We start from the raw sequence: 19,201 nt of genomic DNA, 5'->3' as shown, positions 1-19,201 counted from the left end.
AATAGATTATTTTAGTAAATTATGAAAAGAGTCGGAAGACTCTTATTAGATTTATTTGAATTCTATAGGTAATCAAAGGTATCTGAAGTTTTTCATTATAATGATTTAATGATAATACTTTTTTCCAGGGGAATATTCATCACATAGGTAGTCCTTCATATCGGTGGAGTTTATTCTTTCGATGATATAACTGTCCCCTTCTCTCCTGGTAACAATTCTTCCATGGGGTAAACTAATCTCTTTATATTCCGCTTCCGTCGGTATCATTGTTTTGTCTTTCGGAATTGCTTCATTTCGGTTCGAATAGATACGCTCCAGTGGCATTACCGTATAGAGCATTTGGGATCACCCTCCTTCCTTAGCTGTCTATGTGGCTCATTAAGAGCTTTCCGCTTTTTTCGCATCAATTAATTCATTGATTTTATTCAGTGCTTCCTTAATTCCTCCGACTTCATCAATTATACCCTTTTCCACAGCCTCAGCACCTACCAGAATGGACCCTACATCCTTCGCCAGCTGCTTTGTATCCAGCATTAATCCTCGAAAATGTTCATATTCTATTTTCGAATGGGACACTACGAATCGAATGATACGGTCCTGTATTTTTTCAAAATATTCAAAGGTTTGTGTTACCCCGATAACCGTTCCATTCATTCTGACAGGATGAATTATCATAGTTCCTGTTGGTACGATAAAGCTATAGTCTGCTGATGTTGCTAGCGGTACTCCTATAGAGTGTGATCCCCCAAGAACCAAGGACACCGTAGGTTTACTTAGGGAGGCAATCATCTCAGCAATTGCCAATCCTGCCTCTACATCCCCTCCAACGGTATTGATTAATATTAATAACCCGTCTATGTCAGTACTGTCTTCAATGGCAGCTAATTGAGGAAGGACATGCTCATATTTTGTTGTTTTATTGTGCTGGGGAAGTACTTCATGTCCTTCAATCTCTCCGATGACGGACAATAGATGTATTTTATGTTCATTATTTCCGTTTTCCAGAACCGTCTGGCCGTACTCACTTATTTTCTGATCCTTTAAATTCTCGTTTTCCTTTATGACCTTTTCATTTTCCTCATCCTTTGGTGTTTTTCGTTCCTTATCCTCTCTACTATTATCATCCTTTTGATGAGTTTGATCCTGATCCTCTTCCATTAATTTATCTTCTTTCTGCATGGCTGCTCCTTTTCTTTCTGTCTATGCCACATAAAATTGAGGCCGATTCTTTTCTAATGATATTATGTAAAAGGATCATTGGTTTTATTCGATTATGACCAATAGGATTTCATATTCTTTTTTTCAAGCTCCAGAATAAAATTACGTTTTATCATAAGAAAATACTCCATATCCTTTAAAATCTGATATAGGATTGCGCGATATTCAAATTCTTCTCTGGTTATCGGTAATGTGTCTTTTTTAAATCCCTGATGAAGTTCTTCCAGCTTTGTAAGGAGTCCAATCACATTATTCATTTCATGAAAGGATTCTGCTGTTTTATCAAAAAAATCAGCTATGGGAAATGTCTGATTTAACAGCACGGGAATAAGGTCGATATGCTTTCTTATTTCCTTCAATACACCAATCTGAAGCTTCCTCATTTCCAAATATGATACAAGATATCTGGTATTGTTAAGTAATGTATTGCCCGCATCCTCATATGCACTTTTTAAGAGTTCCTCCAGTAAATGTTCCAATCGATGAAATTGAACGTCCAGTGTTTCCGCATTTATTTGGGAAAGCTTGTATTGTACATCCCTATTCGGTATCTGACTATTTGCAGTCCCCTGTATCAGACAACTGTCCTTATTCCTTAATAACTCTCCTAAGGAATACAACGCCATCTTCATCTCTTCCTCCAGCTTATGCTGCTCAGTTCTTATCTTTTGTCGATATCTCGGCATAATCAGATTTATAACGATCCCAATACCCATACCTATTAATAAGAGCGATATTTCATTAAGAAGTAAAGGAATATCCATCCTCTTTTCAATAAGAAAATGCGTCATTAATACAGCATTCATAGAAATTGCTTCCTTTAAATCAAAAAGAAAGCAAAGTGCAACGAAGATTATAACAAATCCACCAAAAGCAACAGCTGTATATCCAATCATTTGAAACAGCAAATAGATAATTCCTGTTGCAAGGAAAAAAGCTACCATTCTTTTAATAGCAAGCGCTATGGTCTCCTTCTTGGTATTCTGAATGGTTAAAAGCGTAATGATACCGGCAGAAGGACTATATAATAGTCCAATACTCTCAGCAAGTAGAATGGATACCGCTGATCCTATTCCGACTTTTAACAGAAATAATAAATTCACCGACTTTAATAATTTCTTTATACTCATAATCCTCCTCCTTATTCATTATTTATTACAGTATGCCAAAGAATTAGTTTGAAATCAACATCATATATTATACCAATGCAGAATATTGAGATAGGTAAGTATAAAGATGGATGATAATTATTATAACCAGTATATCAAGGCCTGTAATCAAGAAAGAACAGTTACCCGGTATTTGAACCCGGAGGATATCAACTTACCACCAGGTTTTACCATAGAAGTATATGCAGAGGGGTTAAATGAGCCTTCCAGTCTTCTATTTACGGATGAGGGTGAGATGATCATAGCTACTTCGGGATATATTTTTGGATATCCTTCCGTATCCCGTCTTGTCGATGGTCGTCTGGGATTGATATCGAATCAGTTTCATATCCCGTTAATTGGAATCACATATCATAATGGTGATATCTATGTAGCACATAGGGGAACTGTCAGCGTAATCAGAAGGGATGGTACTCAGGAGGACATAATTACCGGATTACCCAGCTTTGGTGACTATTCAAATAGCAGGGTTGCATTTGATATAGATAATAAGATGTATTTCGGAATAGGAACGGCAACTAATTCAGGTGTTGTGGGAGCGGATAATCTATGGGTAAAGGATTACCCTCAATTTCATGATTATCCTGGTGATTATATAATTCTTAACGGTCAGAATTTTACTTCGAATAATGTTCTAATAAAAGCCTCCCATGAATCAACACAGACAGGTGCTTTCTCCCCATTTGGAGAAATGAATATCCCATATGAGACCCGAAAGGGAGTGATCAAGGCCTCCGGTGGAGTAATGAGATCAAATCCTGATGGTTCTGAGCTTGAGCTTGTTTCATGGGGGTTACGCAGCATCTCCTATATGAAATTCGATCAGCTGAATCGATTATTCCTATGCAATAATGGCTATGATATTCGTGGAAGTAGACCCATTGCAAATGCTCCGGACGAATTTCACTTGCTTCATCCCGGTCTTTGGTACGGCTGGCCGGATTATGCCAGTGGACAGCCCGTAACCTCCACTATTTTTCGACCAGCAGCCGGGGAACCACCTCAGTTTTTATTAACAAATCATCCCAACGTTCCTCCTGCTCCCTATGCTTCATTTCCTCCTGACGCAACAATCGTAGGGTTTGATTTTGATAATGAAGGTTTATTTGGACCTCCTGGTGATGTATATATAGCAGAGTTTGGTAGTATCAGGCCCTTTACTTATACAGATGTAATACCACAATACACCAACGTCGGACATCGGGTTTCTAGAATTGATATGTTTACTGGATCCGTAACCTCCTTTGCTGTGAACCGTTCTGGTTTTCCATCCTATGTGACAGGAGGGGGTGGATTTGGACGGCCAAGTGATGTAGTCTTCGGTCCAGATGAAGCAATGTATATTCTTGATACCGGATTGAATACTCTGGAGGATCCTAACCGCTTTATCCCATATACAGGAGTAATATGGAGGGTTACCAGGACATCATAATGCACATTAATATTTTCTGAAGTTGTGGCTATTTCTGTATATGACCTAATTGTTATTTTATTAATAAATTAAGTTATTCGCCTGATTCAATATCCAGCTCTTCTTAATTCTTTAATATGACGTTGAATTGTCATATTTTATTTGATAGAATTAAAATCAGGACTACTACCGAAGTTAAATGCTTGCGAGAGCTTAATTCGCGAGTTGTCGACAGAAGGGAGAATACTATGCAGATTAGCCGTTTATTTGAGATCGTATATCTATTATTAAATAAAAAAACTACAACAGCCAAGGAACTGGCAGAGCATTTCGAGGTTTCCCAAAGAACGATTTACCGCGATATCGAAATACTTTGCCAGTCCGGCATCCCCATCTATGCCACAAAAGGAAAAGGCGGTGGAATTGGATTAATGGACCGCTTTATTCTTAACAAATCGGTTCTTTCAGAGCAGGAGCAAAACGATATTCTGACTGCGCTGAAGGGTATTCAGGCAACCAGTTATCTCCAAACAGATCATGTGTTATCAAAGCTCAGTTCACTCTTTGGTAATAATGCAGGTGATTGGATTGAAGTTGATTTTTCTTATTGGAATCACAAAGAGGAGGACAACCTTAAATTTCAACAGCTAAAGGAAGCTATTTTAAATCGAAATGTCATAGAATACCACTACTTTAATTCCTATGGTCGGGAGTCTCATCGCACAGTAGAGCCAAGAAAATTGATATTTAAAGGACAGGCCTGGTATCTATATGGTTTTTGTAGAGAGAAAAAGGAATTTCGTTATTTTAAGATATCAAGAATGACGGATCTAAAGGTATCACAAGAAGTATTTGAATTCACCCCACTGCCAGATACTCAGCTTCCCATGAATCCGGAACAAACCGGCTCCTTGATTCATGTAGTGTTCAAAATCGATGCTGAAATGGCATATCGAATCTATGATGAATTTCCTTCGGAAGCTATTGAGAGAAAAGAGGATGGAGCCTTTCTGATCCATTCGGATTTGTTAGATAGGGGATGGCTTTATAGCTATATCATGTCCTATGAGGATCACATTGAAGTTATCGAACCTGCTTTCTTGCGTGAGGAAATTATTCATAGATATCAGAAGGTACTAAAAAAATATAATATATGACATACTGATGTCATATTAATAAACATACCAAAGATGCACTTTATCATGGTCGATGGCAAAGGCAAATCAAAGATAAAATAAGTTAATAACTGGAGGGAAATTATGCAGACAATACCCGCTAAAACCATTATAGGCCGCACTCAGAACACCTCTTGGTTCGGAACAGATTATAATATGAATATTTATAAAGGCTGTTGTCACGGTTGTATCTACTGTGACAGTAGAAGTGACTGTTATCAGATACAGGATTTTGATACAGTTCGTGCCAAAGAAAATGCAGTAATATTAATCAGGGATGAGCTTAGAAAGAAAACTAAAACGGGTGTCATCGGTACCGGCTCTATGAGTGATCCCTATAATCCCTTCGAGGAGAAACATAGATTAACCAGACAAGCGTTAGAATATATTGATGAATATCATTTTGGTATTTCGATTGCTACAAAAAGCGATCTGATCTGCAGGGATATTGACCTGTTACAACGAATTCAAAGTCATTCTCCCGCTATCTGTAAAATTACGATAACTACTTTAGACGATGAACTGGCAGGTAAAATTGAACCGGGAGCATGTGTGTCCTCAAGACGCTTCAAAGCAGTTCAAGAGTTATCCGAGGCTGGTATTTTTACTGGTATTCTTATGATGCCCCTATTACCTGGCCTGACAGATACCATGGATAATGTTATGGCAATCATACATGCCGCCAAAAACAGCGGAGCTAGATTCATTTATCCAATGTTTGGTTTATCTTTACGAAATGGGCAAAGAGAATATCTGTATCAAAAGCTGGATGAATTGTTTCCTGAATTATCCTTAAGGCAGACTTATGTTCGTTTATACGGCTCTTCCTATGTATGCCACAGTCCTAATTCACCAAAGCTGTATCCTTTATTTGCCCAGGAATGCAAAAAGCTCGGAATCTTATATAAAATGGAAGAGATTATAGCTGCTTACAAGAAAAAATATCAATATCAGCAGCTATCCCTCTTCCAGTAATATACCTATAGCTATTCCATGAGAAGTCGTTCGATTTCTTCAATATGTACTGGCTTGGAGAAATAATATCCCTGACCAATCTCACACTGGTTCGATTTCAGGTAATCTAACTCAAATTTACTTTCGATTCCTTCTGCAATTACATTTAATCTTAAAATCTTACATAAGTTAATGATGGTGGTTACGATTGCCTTTGATTCCTTGCTGGAGGTAATATTTTGTACAAAGGATTTATCAATTTTGATGCTGTCAATCGGTAATCGTACAATATAACTGAGTGACGAATAACCGATACCAAAGTCATCAATTGCTACCCTAATACCCATATCTCTTAATTGACAAAGCTTTTGTATACTTTCCTCCACATTCTTTATTACCATACGTTCCGTGATTTCAAGCTGAAGATATTCAGGATTAACTTCATACTGATTGATTATACTTGTAATATCGGGTACAAAGCTCTTTGTCTCAAAGGACTTTGCTGATATATTGATTGATAGTAATACGGGCTTTTGATTACGATCTCGCCAACTTTTAAGCTGCTTACAAGCAGTTTCCAGTACCCAATAATCAATATTAATGATAGTTCCTGCCTGTTCCGCAAGCTCTATAAATCGATCTGGATACAGCAATCCTTTCTCTGGATGCTTCCATCGAATTAAAGCTTCTATTTCAGCTATTCTTTCATCCTGTATATAGAATAAGGGTTGATATACTAGGAAGAATTCATTCTTCTCCAATCCCGTCAAAATATCAGCCTGCAGTTCATTCATAGTCATGAGTTTTTCATGTATCTCTTTGTTATATAACTGGAACTGGTTAGTTCCCATATATTTCGCATAATTTTTAGCTTGAGTTAATGCTTTTAACGGTGTTACCGTATGAGTATCCTCATACCACCGGAATACTCCAATATTAAAATTAATATCTATGGTTTTTCCATCTATAATATAGCAATCTTTTATTGAAGCTAATAGTTCCTGTGCTTTTTGAAGAATGATATTCTCTTCTGTACAAGTTCTGATTAATACTACAAATTCGTCACCTTTATAACGATAAACACGATCCTCTTCGTCGATACAGGATAATATTCTTCTAGCCGTTTCACACAGTACAATATCACTTACTGTAAAGCCATAGGTCTCGTTAAGGAAATTGAACTTATCAATTTCAACCATGATTAAGGAGAAATCCTGCGGTTCTTCTTTTTTGATCAGAATATCCAAATCCTTTTCGAGAACATACTGATTCAAAAGCGATGTTAATGGATCAAAATAGGTTAATGTCTTAATCTTATCCATCAATCGGTTAAAGCTGTTACCGAGTCTACCCAGTTCATCCCTGGATTTGGATTTGATACGAATGGTAAGATCTCCCTTGGCTCCTTTTGCAAATAAATGATCCATCTCAAGGATTGGCTTCACAAGCTTACAAATAAATATCCAACATGCCAGGATACTCGATAGAACCGATATCAGTAATCCAATATACATGGTCCTGCGCAAGCCGGTGAGACCGTTCAATGCTTCCTTTTCATAGGTCCCGATATAGATTTTCCAATTTGTCTCTTCTATAGAAGCGTATCCCATGAGAATCTGCTTACCATCATACTTATAGGAACCATAACCGGAAGAATTCTCATGACTTTCCTTCACATACCTGGCGAAGGCCTCATATCGTTGATCTTCCGATGCCAATTCATACAGATTATAGCTGTCCGATAAAATCTCATCATTATTTCTGGATATTAAGGTCCCCTCTTCACTTATTATATAAGCTCTGCCATTCTTACCATATCCCCGACTTAAGGCAAAATCAGCCAGGAAGTCAACATCCAGTCTTGCAATTAAGGCCCCTTTGATTTCTTCTCCCTGACGGATGGGTACACCTACCATGATGGCCGGTTGATTCGTCTTTCGACTGATAATCACTTCAGAAAACGATGTCTTTCCCGATAGAGTATTCTTTATATAGGTTCTATCACTTAGATCTAATTCAGAATCATCCACATAGCGGGCAATTCCATTGGTATCCACCAACGCAATACTTTGATAATATGGATTTATTTGATACATGAGGATATCCTTTTGCTTCTCCCAGTCCATACTCTGAATATACTCATGCTCGGAAATAGCATTAAGTGGCATGAGAAACTGATTGATATAATTCGTAAGATACTCTGCAGATTCATCCGCTATTCTTACTACTGCATTATTGATTTCATCAATTAGGATTGCTCGGAAATGGACATAGGTATTCGCACCGAATGCAGACATGCAAATCAGAATCAGACATGTGGCTACTATCATTGCTTTTGTTTTGATACTTTTCATTCGTTATCCTCACTTAGCAAATAAATAATTTGTAGTCTTAATACCAATTCCTGAAATGATTGTGACATAATGTAAAGGAATTACTTATTACCGAAAAAAGAATTATTTCGTCTTTTTATGTAACATTTTGTAATGTAAATATATTATAATTCAAATTTCTTCCAGTGTCTACTATAAAAGTGCAATTTATGAGTATTATGATATTTTTTTAACATTTTGGACTTTAGGGTAAACTGGAATGTAAAAAATGATCAGAGTTCTCCTATACAGCAAAGCTGAATAAGAGAAACTCTGATCATATGATGAATTCTTTACCAAACCACTTATAAAGAAGAAAGTGCCTGTTCGATATCCGCAATGATATCATCCACATTCTCGATTCCTATGGACATACGAATCAAATCAGGTGTAATACCAGCATCCAACAGTTGTTGGTCACTAAGCTGACGATGTGTCGTACTAGCAGGATGCAGCACTCCTGTCCTCGCATCTGCCACATGTACTACAATCGCTGCAAGCTTCAAGCTATCCATGAATTTCACAGCTGCTTCTCTGCCACCCTTAATTCCATAAGAAATTACACCACTGGAACCCTTCGGCATGTATTTTTGAGCCAAATCATAATATTTATTACTCTTTAATCCCGGATAATTAACCCAGGCAATCTTATCATTTTTCTCAAGATATTCAGCAACCTTTAATGCATTACTGCAATGCCGTTCCATTCGAAGATGCAAGGTTTCAAGCCCCAGATTGAGCAAAAATGCATTATTCGGTGTCGGTGCTGAACCTAGATCTCTCATCAATTGTACTCTCGCCTTTGTGATATATGCATTCTTTCCACAATCTCTGGTATATACCATACCGTGATAGGATTCATCAGGAGTGGACAAACCAGAGAATTTACCATTATCCCAGTTAAAATTACCACTGTCAACTATTACTCCACCAAGAGCTACCGCATGCCCATCCATATATTTTGATGTAGAATGAGTAACAATATCTGCTCCAAATTCAAAGGGTCTGCAATTAATCGGTGTAGCAAAGGTATTATCTATGATGAGAGGAATTTGATTGTTATGAGCTAATGTAGCAAATTTCTCAAGATCTGTAACAATCAATGTAGGATTCGCAATTGTTTCTGCAAATACAAGCTTTGTGTTCTCCTTAACCTCTTTCTGCAACTCCTCCAAAGATGCGTCCGGATTCACAAAGGACACTTCAATTCCCATACGTTTTAGAGTCACCGCAAAGAGATTAATCGTACCTCCATAGATTGCATTAGAGACAATCATATGATCTCCGGCATTGCAGATGTTAATAACAGCTATTAAATTCGCTGCCTGACCGGAAGAGGTACACATCGCACTGATGCCCCCTTCCAATGCGGCTATTTTTCTCTCCACACTATCAACCGTAGGATTTGCAAGTCTTGTATAGAAAAAGCCTTCCTCTGTCAAATCAAATAACTTTCCCACATGTTCACTGGAATCATATTTGAATGTGGTGCTTTGATAAATCGGAAGCACTCTGGGTTCCCCATTCCCAGGCTTAAATCCCTCCTGAATACATTTGGTTTCAATATGGTAATTCGACATTCCTTTCATCCTCCCACTATCTTTATTAAAATAGGCAATTGCGAAATTCTGAAGATATCTTAATTATGTATACAGCAGTTACATATTCCTGCGCAAAGCACTCCTTACTCTATGGTTTGCTTCGGAACATGGTATCCACTGTACACAATCGCCACAATTATTAAGTTTCGCAATTACCTATCTGTATTTAAAGGTCTGGTAATTAGTTATTCTGCTCGACCTCAATTTTGCGAATTTCTTTTGTTCTAATTTCCTTACAGATTTCATCAATAAAGATATTCAGAGGCTTTTGTCCTTCATCACCAAGATAACGACTTCTTACTGATACTACTCCTTCTTCCTCTTCCTTCTGTCCAACGACTAGCATATAAGGAATGCGATCCAGTCTTGCTTCTCGAATCTTGTAGCCAATCTTCTCTGCTCTCTCGTCCACCGTTACCAGAACATTATTCTTCTGCAGCTCTTCCTTTACTTTATTTGCATAATCATGATACTTTTCTGATATCGGAAGTACGCGAACCTGTTCCGGGCATAACCAGGTCGGGAACAATCCGGCATACTTTTCAATCAACCAAGCCAGGGTTCTTTCATAGCATCCCATACTGGTACGGTGAATAATATACGGGCGAACCTTTTCGCCATTCTGGTCCACATAATACATATCATATTGGTCTGCTAAAATCGCATCCCATTGAATGGTAATCATAGTATCTTCTTTTCCATATACATTCTTTGCTTGAATATCAACCTTAGGACCATAGAATGCAGCTTCCCCTTCTGCTTCCGTAAATGGTATTCCCAACTCATTTAATATCTGACGGATTCGATTCTGTGTATCCTCCCACACTTCTTCGCTACCGATATATTTATCTTTATTATTAGGATCCCATTTTGACAGACGATAAGTAACATCATCATTGAGTCCTAAGGTAACCAGACAATATCTTGCCAGATCCAAACAGCCCTTAAATTCTTCATCCATCTGATCCGGACGGACGATTAAATGGCCTTCTGAAATCGTAAACTGACGAACACGAGTTAATCCATGCATTTCACCAGAATCCTCATTTCTGAATAAGGTAGAGGTTTCAGCATATCTGATTGGTAAATCACGATAGGATTTCTGGCTTGCTTTATACACATAATACTGGAACGGACAGGTCATAGGACGAAGAGCAAATACTTCTTTATCCACCTTCTCATCTCCAAGAACAAACATGCCTTCCTTATAATGATCCCAGTGACCGGAGATCTTATATAAGTCGCTCTTTGCCATAAATGGTGTTCTGGTTCTGACATAGCCACGTTTTTCTTCTTCATCCTCAATCCATCTTTGCATAGTCTGGATGATTTTATTGCCCTTTGGCATAATCAGAGGGAGTCCCTGTCCAATGACATCTACTGTAGTAAACAATTCCATCTCACGACCCAATTTGTTATGATCACGTTTCTTAATATCTTCCAAATGCGCAAGGAATTCTTCCAATTCGGCATTCTTGGTATAGGAAGTACCATATACACGAGTCAGCATCTTATTCTTTTCAGAACCTCTCCAGTATGCACCTGAGGAGGAGATTAATTTGATGGCTTTAATACCCTTAGTACTCATCAAATGAGGTCCTGCACATAGATCAACAAAATCTCCTTGCTGATAGAAGGATATCTCTGCATCTTCCGGAAGATCTTCAATTAATTCCACCTTGTAAGGCTCATCCTTCTCCTTCATAAGAGCAATTGCTTCTGCACGAGGTAAGGTAAAACGAACCAAATCATTACCTTCTTTAATAATTTTCTTCATTTCCTTCTCTATTTCATCCAGTGCGGCACGATCCAATGGCTCAATATCAAAATCATAATAAAAACCAGTATCGATAGAAGGTCCAATAGCCAATTTGGCATTGGGATAAAGACGTTTTACAGCCTGAGCAAGAACATGGGAGGTTGTATGGCGATATGCCGCCTTACCTGCCTCATCGTTAAAGGTCAATATATTTAAATCGCAATCCATGTCCACTACGGTTCGAAGATCCACCACCTTACCATTTAATTCAGCTGCACATGCCATTCTGCCTAACCCTTCACTAATGTCACATGCGATCTCATAGGCTGTCATGGATTTCTCATACTCTTTCATAGATCCATCTTTTAATGTAATCTTCATAATGCTTCTCCTTTCATAATTAAATCTCTATAGGCAATTGCAAACTCGGAAAATATCCTAATTGTGTATTTTACAGATACATATTCCTACGCAAACCCGCTCCCTCCGCTATGGTTTGCTTCGGAACATGTATCCACTGTATACACAATTACTTCAATTATTTCGTTTTGCAATTGTCTATTTAATCTCTATCTTTACCTAAGCTCTATTTGCAAAATAAAAGCTCATCTCTTCCGACCTGCTTATTTTGCAAACCGAAAGGGACGAGCGTAATCTATACGTCGCGGTTCCACCCTTATTGGTGTATGACACCCACTTCATTCGATTGATAACGGAATCACCGGACCGGATTGGGGCCACTCAGAGTTAGTTTTCATATGCTTCCTAATAAGATATTCACACCAAATCATATCTCTCTCTGTAATGCTCCACATATTACTCTTCTCTTCAACGTGTTCATATTATATTACTTATTATGCTTAAAGCTTAATATAGGGTTAATTATATCATTCTTCTGATTATTGTCAAGACACAAGAAAAGATTCGATTGCGTATAGTTGCATTAGGATTTGATTGGGCTCCGATACTATAGTATTATGGCTCTAGTCAAACCTAATTTAACCACAAAGAGGTGCATCCCACCTTAAGGATATTTCTATAATAAGAAATTCTCAGAATTTCTTATTATAGAAATAGGGCTGTGGCATAATGTGTATGCAGGGATTATGACTTACCATAATACACTGTCAGAAGAACAATATTGTTGAATTCTGTATGGATAGGACGAACTATTAAGTTCGTCTGAGACATACAGAGTTCAGCAATTTGTACTTCTGTCTGTGTGTGAGGTAAGTCATAAATCCCTGTTGATACATTATGCTACAGCCCACAGTTATGTAATAAAATTCTATAAAGATTTAATCTAATTATTTAGCACTAGGTAAAAAAGGACGAAGGGTAGCTGCTACATTGCTAACCGGCATGGTCTGTAATATAATCTTTCCAGGTCCGGTTACTACTGTATTGAAGATTCCTTCTCCACCAAGAAGCATATTCTTGACACCGGGAACTTTTTGGATATCCATCTTACAGCTTTCTGTCATAGCAGCAAGATATCCGGTATCTATAACCATCTGCTGTCCTGGTTGTAATTCATATTCAACTGCCTTACCATCGATTTCAATAAAAGCAATACCGTTACCGGATAGCTTCTGCATGATAAAGCCTTCTCCTCCGAAGAGGCCTGCTCCAAACTTCTTCTGGAAATGAACGGATAATTCAACTCCTGTCTCAGATGCAAGAAAAGCTGATTTTTGAACGACCATGGAGTTACCAGGAGTGATTTCAAGTGCGCGAATTGAACCAGGAAAGCTGGATGCAAACGCAATCATTCCTTCCCCACCAACAGCAGTATATTTGTTCTGGAAAATAGCTTCTCCTGAGAACATTCTTCCTAATGCTTTTCCAATACCGCCATTAGTTGATGTCTCCATCTTCATGTTTGGGCTCATCCAACTCATTGAGCCTCTTTCCGTAATCAGTGTTTCGCCTGCATTAACATAACATGTAACAACAGGCAATGGTTCCCCTATTATTTCGTACCTCATTTTTGTGTTTCCTCCCATTCTATTATATTTCATGAAAGAATTCTATTAAGTAATAAAATTCTCCCATTAACGACAATTATAGTATTATTTGGGAAAGTATTCAAGTAATTTTTTTCCTCATAATGGTTATATTTGTGACCTTTTATTAAAATCCAAACTCCTTTAAACTAACTTCTTTTATATTTCCCACCAGAGAGATTGAAGCATTAGAAAGATCTAAATACTGGTTAGCAAATTCTTTCACATCACTCAGCTTCACATTATCAATATTTGCAATATGTTCTTCCAAGGGTACGACTCTGCCGCGATTCATAAAGGATTTTCCGTTGGAATTCATTCTGCTTTTCGTACTTTCACTGCCGAGAATCAATTCTGTTTTGATTTGCTCCTTTGTCATGCTTAGTTCATCCGATGTAACCCCTTTTTTCTTCAATTCCTTAATAATCATATATATTTTTCTGACAACTGTGCTTAATTGCATGGGATTCATAGCAGCATATATATGAAATAAACCAGTATTTCGATAGGAGCTTCCATATGAGTATATAGAATACGTCAGCCCACTATTTTCTCTGATTTTCTGAAACAATCTTGAATTAATACTGCCACCCAGTATGGAATTTAATACGGATAATATATATCGTTCCTGTGATAGATAGGATATACAGTTAAAAGCAATGTTACAATGAAGCTGTTCAATATCCTTATCCCTATTGCAGAGTACTCGATGATATTCTGGTTCTCTCAGGCTTTGATTTATCTTTGTACTCTTAGCCTTTATCATACCGAATTTATCTTCCAATAGCTTTAGTATATCCTTTTCATTAAAATTACCAGCAACAGATATGAATATATTCTCACCAACATAAAAAGTATCCATAAAATCCAGAATCTGTTCTCTCGTAACTCTGCGTACAATTTTCTTGGTTCCGGAAATCATATATCCCAGAGGATGATCCTTCCACACCCTTTGCTGAAGCATTTCATGAACAAGATCCTCCGGTGAATCATCGTACATATCAATTTCTTCAAGAATAACTCCCTTTTCTTTCTTAAGCGCTTTCTCATCAATCAGTGAATTATTTAGCATATCTGCTATAATATCAATCGCTATAGGCAGGTGCTCACTTAATGTAGTGGCATAATAAGATGTGCATTCCTTGCTGGTGAATGCATTCATATTGCCACCGATTTTAGCCATTTCATCAGCTATTTGCTTGGCATCCCTGGTTTTTGTCCCTTTAAACAGCATATGCTCAATGATATGAGCTATTCCGTTATTATTCTCATTCTCATTAGCGGAACCTGCTTTAACCCAAACTCCAAAGGAAGCACTCTTTAAGTAAGGCAATACTTCGGTAATGACGGTGATACGATTGGATAACTGATTAATATTTGTCATAGGAGGTCCCTCTCTTTTTCATTATGCATATTATAATAAGTTTATCTTTTCTGTTAACCGCTCATATTCGTATTAATATGTCTTGATTCTACCATACCACCCTTCAGTTTACAACATTCTTCACACCTTCAAGCATGAAATAGAATACATTGTATCGAAACATAGATTATTTTGTACTATATAGACGCCTTTTTATCTCCGCAATATTCATATCAAAATCAATACCTAATACTGACATATTCTCGATTTTAATATTAGAATACGTATTTGACATGGGAATGCTCCATTGCTCTAGATCATATCCGATATAGGACGGAAATGATAATAACTGCTCAAGGATTTCAACCTCAGAAAAGTTGGTGGTTACTTTTGGAAGGATAATATTAAGTAATTTATTTAGAATCAGAATGTCCTGCTTCTTTACTTTATTGAATATAGCGGTTAGTACCTTTCTCTGACGATTTGTTCTTTCAAAATCCCCGTTTCCGGTAGTTCGATTTCTGGCATAACTGAGAGCCTGTTTCCCATTCAATACGCATTTTCCAGCTGCAGGTATCTGATCGGAATCCTTCTCATCCTTCAATATTACATTTAATCCCCGTATGATGCGATTAAGATCATCAAGCTCCTCCTCTTCGATCTCCATTGTAATTCCTCCGATCGTATCAACAATATCAATAAATGAATAAAAATCCACCATTATATATCGATCCACTTGAATCTTAAAGTTTTGCTCCATGGTATCCATCAGCAGATCTGCACCACCATAAGCAAATGCAGCATTTAGACGATTATTCTTACGGTTAGGGATGCTGAGATAAATATCACGTAAGAAGGAGGTTGCTATGATTTTTTTCGTATTCTTATTGAGCGTAATAAGAATCATCGTATCGGAACGGCCGCGCTCGTTGATATTCCTGGTATCGCTGCCGATCAGCAGAATATTCAGGACCTTTTTATCATGTAATACTTCTACATCACTATTCCTATTTTTCTCAATTGCAGCTTCCAGCATTTCAATTTCCCTGTTAGTAGTCTCAGATACGGACAACTCCTCATCGAAAGCCATTGCTTCCGTCTCTTCTTCCGGATTCAGAACATTACTATTATCCACCGCTTCCAGTACTTCGTCCTTGTACTCTGTTTCATTCTTTATAAATGGTGTATCTTCCACTAACGATTCCGTTATTTTCTCCTGAGCCGTGAGGAGTTCAGATGGCTCCAGTTCTTTTGATTTTGCAATATTTATTTTGCTAATATAATTATGAAACAGCATATAGGTGGAAAACAATCCGATGATCAAAATGGATGCGAAACATATCACAATCAGTCTTATCACTTTTTTTATTTTATCTCTTTGATCCATTTTTAATGCTCCTTATCAGATAAATTAATAAAATGTTAAATGTTTACATTTAATAATACTAGCATACCCATTTTTTATAATCTATAAAATACATTAACAAAAATAATATTTCGTACTCGCTATTTCTTGCATTATTAACACTCTCCCACAAAAAGGAAAAGAATCAGACAGCAAACCGTCTGATTCTTTTCCTTCAAGAAATATTTCAAATTAAATATATGCTTTCAAGTGCAATAATGGGACGAATGCGTAATGTAACACCAGGGAACTATGACTTACCATAATGCACTGTCAGAAGAACTTATTGTGAAATTTGTATGGATGAGGCGAACTATTAAGTTCGTCTGATATATACAAATTTGCAATCTGTCATTCTGTCTGTGTGTGAAGTAAGTCATAGTTCCCTGTTAATCGTTACGTATTCATCACTTCAGCTCTTGTTATTGAACATCTTTAATACTAAAGCTAATACGTCCCATCTTATCCTGACCAAGGCATACAACCGTCACAACATCACCTAAGGTCAGCTCATCTTCTATATGCTCGACTCTATGCTTTGCAATCTTAGAAATGTGAACCATGCCTTCTTTTCCTGGTGCAAACTCAATAAATGCTCCAAAGTCTTTAATACTGATAACCTTACCAGTATAAGTTTTACCTTCTTCGAAGTCGGTAACTATCATCTTAACCATTTCTACAGCTTTCTGGATGCTTTCTTTATCTACACCACATACGGATACTGCACCGTCATCGGTTATATCAATCTTAACACCAGTCTGTTCAATGATAGCATTAATTGTTTTACCTCTCTGTCCAACCACATCACCGATCTTAGTAGGATCAATCTTGATCTGTACAATCTTCGGTGAATAAGGACCAACTTCAGGTCTCGGCTGTGAAATGACAGGAGCCATAACCTCATCAAGAATATAGGTTCTAGCCTCTTTCGTTCTGTAGATGGCTTTTTCAATAATTTCTCTGGTCAAGCCATGAATCTTAATATCCATTTGAATTGCAGTGATACCCTTATGAGTTCCTGCTACCTTAAAGTCCATGTCTCCAAAGAAGTCTTCCAAACCTTGTATATCAGTTAAAATAATATAATCATCATCGGTATCTCCAGTTACAAGACCTACGGATATACCTGCAACCATAGCCTTAATCGGTACTCCGGCAGCCATTAAGGATAACGTGGAGGCACAGATACTACCCTGGGATGTGGAACCATTCGATTCTAATACCTCGGATACGGTACGGATTGCATAAGGGAACTCCTCTTCACTTGGAAGAACTGGAACGAGCGCTCTCACAGCCAGTGCACCATGTCCAATTTCACGTCTGCCCGGGCCTCTGGAAGGTTTGGTTTCACCCACAGAGTAAGAAGGGAAATTATAGTGATGCATATATCTCTTGCCGGTTTCATTCTCATCGATACCATCCAGTCTCTGTGTCTCTGCTAACGCACCTAAGGTTGTAATTGTAAGCACCTGAGTCTGACCACGGGTAAACATACCAGAACCGTGTGTTCTTGGTAATACATCGATTTCCGCTGCTAATTTTCTGATTTCAGTCATACCTCTTCCGTCCGGACGTTTTTTGTCTTTTAAGATCATCTTACGTACGGTCTTTTTCTGGAATTTATATACTGCTTCACTCAGATATGGAAGCCAATCCGGGTTCATCTCCTCATAACGAGTAGTTAACCGTTCTGTAATTTCTTTAATATTTGCTTCTCTAACCTGCTTTACATCGGTAAATACAGCCTCTTCCATTGCCTCCTGTGTAATGAAGTTAACCATATCATCATATAACTCCTGAGGAGTGTCAAACTTAACATAATCATGCTTTGGCTTACCGCATTCTGCTACAATAGTATCAATAAATTCAATTACTTTCTTATTCATTTCATGAGCTGCAAAGATTGCTTCAATCATTTTATCTTCTGGAAGTTCATTTGCACCTGCTTCAATCATAATTACTTTTTCTCTGGTTGATGCAACGGTTAGTGCTAATGTGGACTTCTCTCTTTGCGCTGAGGTGGGATTGAATACAAATTCACCATCTACCATACCAACCATTGTAGAGGCTGTTGGTCCATCAAACGGAATGTCCGAAATACAGGTTGCAATTGCTGAGCCCAGCATAGCAGTCAATTCAGGTGAGCAGTCCTGGTCAACGCATAATACCAAATTATTCAAGGTCACGTCATTACGATAATCCTTTGGAAATAAGGGTCTCATAGGACGGTCAATAACGCGGGAGGTAAGAATTGCATTTTCTGATGCCTTTCCTTCTCTTTTTATAAATCCTCCGGGTATTTTACCAACCGCATATAATTTTTCTTCATATTCAACACTTAAAGGGAAAAAATCAATTCCTTCTCTTGGTTTATCTGACGCAGTCGCTGTTGATAGTACAACTGTATCACCATAGTGCATAAATGCAGCACCATTAGCCTGCGCAGCAACTCTACCGATATCAACGGTTAAGGTTCTTCCGGCTAATTCCATTGAAAAACTTTTGTACATACTCTGTTCTCCTTTTCATAATATCCATGATTTACATAAAATCACAATTTTTCAGAGTCGGAGGAACCGAAACAACTGAAAAACCTACCGAATTACATTCTTCGATAACCTTTTCAGTAGTCTCGGGTTGTCCCCCAATCACTCTAACTTTATTATTATAGCATAATTATTTCCAACATGCTACCGTTTTTTTTAATCATGCCACCACTCATTCACTGCTACGATTCATAAAGCTGTATATAATAGGTACACATTGAA

The 19,201-nt window shown here is 37.6% G+C and carries 13 protein-coding genes and 1 other annotated feature; of the genes, 3 read left to right on the top strand and 10 right to left on the bottom strand.

What is annotated here, in order from left to right; translation table 11 throughout:
* Positions 1–105: 105 nt before the first annotated feature.
* From H0486_RS08515 to H0486_RS08505, 3 genes are all read right to left on the bottom strand, one after another.
* Entirely contained in the window at positions 106–339 is a 234-nt protein-coding gene (locus H0486_RS08515) for a YlzJ-like family protein (protein ID WP_228352591.1), read from the bottom strand.
* 39 nt (positions 340–378) lie between these two features.
* Positions 379–1,158: a ClpP family protease gene (locus H0486_RS08510; RefSeq protein WP_408647628.1), complete on the bottom strand. Its 780-nt coding sequence runs from the start codon at positions 1,156–1,158 to the stop codon at positions 379–381.
* A gap of 113 nt (positions 1,159–1,271) precedes the next feature.
* Positions 1,272–2,348 carry an aromatic acid exporter family protein gene (locus H0486_RS08505; protein WP_228352589.1) on the bottom strand — a complete coding sequence of 359 codons (1,077 nt, stop codon included), beginning with the start codon at positions 2,346–2,348 and terminating at the stop codon, positions 1,272–1,274.
* 106 nt (positions 2,349–2,454) lie between these two features.
* On the opposite strand from H0486_RS08505, the gene H0486_RS08500 reads away from it, so the two are divergent.
* From H0486_RS08500 to H0486_RS08490, 3 genes are all read left to right on the top strand, one after another.
* Complete coding sequence (locus H0486_RS08500; RefSeq protein WP_228352588.1) at positions 2,455–3,819, top strand: PQQ-dependent sugar dehydrogenase; 1,365 nt, start codon at positions 2,455–2,457, stop codon at positions 3,817–3,819.
* Between the two features lie 227 nt (positions 3,820–4,046).
* Positions 4,047–4,955 carry a helix-turn-helix transcriptional regulator gene (locus H0486_RS08495; protein ID WP_228352587.1) on the top strand — a complete coding sequence of 303 codons (909 nt, stop codon included), beginning with the start codon at positions 4,047–4,049 and terminating at the stop codon, positions 4,953–4,955.
* 102 nt (positions 4,956–5,057) lie between these two features.
* Positions 5,058–5,948, top strand: a complete 891-nt coding sequence (locus H0486_RS08490; protein WP_228352586.1) for an SPL family radical SAM protein — start codon at positions 5,058–5,060, stop codon at positions 5,946–5,948.
* An 11-nt stretch (positions 5,949–5,959) separates the two neighbouring features.
* On the opposite strand, the gene H0486_RS08485 is transcribed toward H0486_RS08490, so the two are convergent.
* From H0486_RS08485 to H0486_RS08455, 7 genes are all read right to left on the bottom strand, one after another.
* Positions 5,960–8,281: a bifunctional diguanylate cyclase/phosphodiesterase gene (locus H0486_RS08485; protein ID WP_228352585.1), complete on the bottom strand. Its 2,322-nt coding sequence runs from the start codon at positions 8,279–8,281 to the stop codon at positions 5,960–5,962.
* Between the two features lie 323 nt (positions 8,282–8,604).
* The gene (locus H0486_RS08480; protein WP_228352584.1) at positions 8,605–9,879 is read right to left on the bottom strand and encodes an O-acetylhomoserine aminocarboxypropyltransferase/cysteine synthase family protein; all 1,275 of its coding nucleotides are present in this window, start codon (positions 9,877–9,879) and stop codon (positions 8,605–8,607) included.
* Between the two features lie 202 nt (positions 9,880–10,081).
* Positions 10,082–12,040 (bottom strand): threonine--tRNA ligase, encoded by a 1,959-nt coding sequence (thrS, locus tag H0486_RS08475; protein WP_228352583.1) that lies wholly within the window; start codon positions 12,038–12,040, stop codon positions 10,082–10,084.
* A 256-nt stretch (positions 12,041–12,296) separates the two neighbouring features.
* Positions 12,297–12,500, bottom strand: a binding site (T-box leader).
* A gap of 466 nt (positions 12,501–12,966) precedes the next feature.
* Positions 12,967–13,647, bottom strand: a complete 681-nt coding sequence (locus H0486_RS08470; protein WP_228352582.1) for a TIGR00266 family protein — start codon at positions 13,645–13,647, stop codon at positions 12,967–12,969.
* Between the two features lie 145 nt (positions 13,648–13,792).
* Entirely contained in the window at positions 13,793–15,049 is a 1,257-nt protein-coding gene (locus H0486_RS08465; RefSeq protein ID WP_228352581.1) for a M16 family metallopeptidase, read from the bottom strand.
* Positions 15,050–15,215: 166 nt separating this feature from the next.
* Positions 15,216–16,415, bottom strand: coding sequence for an LCP family protein (locus H0486_RS08460; RefSeq protein ID WP_228352580.1), 1,200 nt, complete (start codon positions 16,413–16,415; stop codon positions 15,216–15,218).
* 440 nt (positions 16,416–16,855) lie between these two features.
* Positions 16,856–18,943, bottom strand: a complete 2,088-nt coding sequence (locus H0486_RS08455; RefSeq protein ID WP_228352579.1) for a polyribonucleotide nucleotidyltransferase — start codon at positions 18,941–18,943, stop codon at positions 16,856–16,858.
* Positions 18,944–19,201: the final 258 nt, after the last annotated feature.

Origin of the sequence: Variimorphobacter saccharofermentans (genome assembly GCF_014174405.1) — a bacterium.
GTDB classification, from domain to species: Bacteria; Bacillota; Clostridia; order Lachnospirales; family Lachnospiraceae; genus Mobilitalea; species Mobilitalea saccharofermentans.
Note: the sequence above shows the minus strand (reverse complement) of the source record. Positions and strands in the feature narration are given on the sequence as shown.

What these genes read in the sequence shown, in the direction of transcription:
- H0486_RS08515 (WP_228352591.1), bottom strand. Translation starts at nt 339, where the DNA reads ATGCTCTATACGGTAATGCCACTGGAGCGTATCTATTCGAACCGAAAT.
- H0486_RS08510 (WP_408647628.1), bottom strand. Translation starts at nt 1,158, where the DNA reads ATGGAAGAGGATCAGGATCAAACTCATCAAAAGGATGATAATAGTAGA.
- H0486_RS08505 (WP_228352589.1), bottom strand. Translation starts at nt 2,348, where the DNA reads ATGAGTATAAAGAAATTATTAAAGTCGGTGAATTTATTATTTCTGTTA.
- H0486_RS08500 (WP_228352588.1), top strand. Translation starts at nt 2,455, where the DNA reads ATGGATGATAATTATTATAACCAGTATATCAAGGCCTGTAATCAAGAA.
- H0486_RS08495 (WP_228352587.1), top strand. Translation starts at nt 4,047, where the DNA reads ATGCAGATTAGCCGTTTATTTGAGATCGTATATCTATTATTAAATAAA.
- H0486_RS08490 (WP_228352586.1), top strand. Translation starts at nt 5,058, where the DNA reads ATGCAGACAATACCCGCTAAAACCATTATAGGCCGCACTCAGAACACC.
- H0486_RS08485 (WP_228352585.1), bottom strand. Translation starts at nt 8,281, where the DNA reads ATGAAAAGTATCAAAACAAAAGCAATGATAGTAGCCACATGTCTGATT.
- H0486_RS08480 (WP_228352584.1), bottom strand. Translation starts at nt 9,879, where the DNA reads ATGTCGAATTACCATATTGAAACCAAATGTATTCAGGAGGGATTTAAG.
- thrS (WP_228352583.1), bottom strand. Translation starts at nt 12,040, where the DNA reads ATGAAGATTACATTAAAAGATGGATCTATGAAAGAGTATGAGAAATCC.
- H0486_RS08470 (WP_228352582.1), bottom strand. Translation starts at nt 13,647, where the DNA reads ATGAGGTACGAAATAATAGGGGAACCATTGCCTGTTGTTACATGTTAT.
- H0486_RS08465 (WP_228352581.1), bottom strand. Translation starts at nt 15,049, where the DNA reads ATGACAAATATTAATCAGTTATCCAATCGTATCACCGTCATTACCGAA.
- H0486_RS08460 (WP_228352580.1), bottom strand. Translation starts at nt 16,415, where the DNA reads ATGGATCAAAGAGATAAAATAAAAAAAGTGATAAGACTGATTGTGATA.
- H0486_RS08455 (WP_228352579.1), bottom strand. Translation starts at nt 18,943, where the DNA reads ATGTACAAAAGTTTTTCAATGGAATTAGCCGGAAGAACCTTAACCGTT.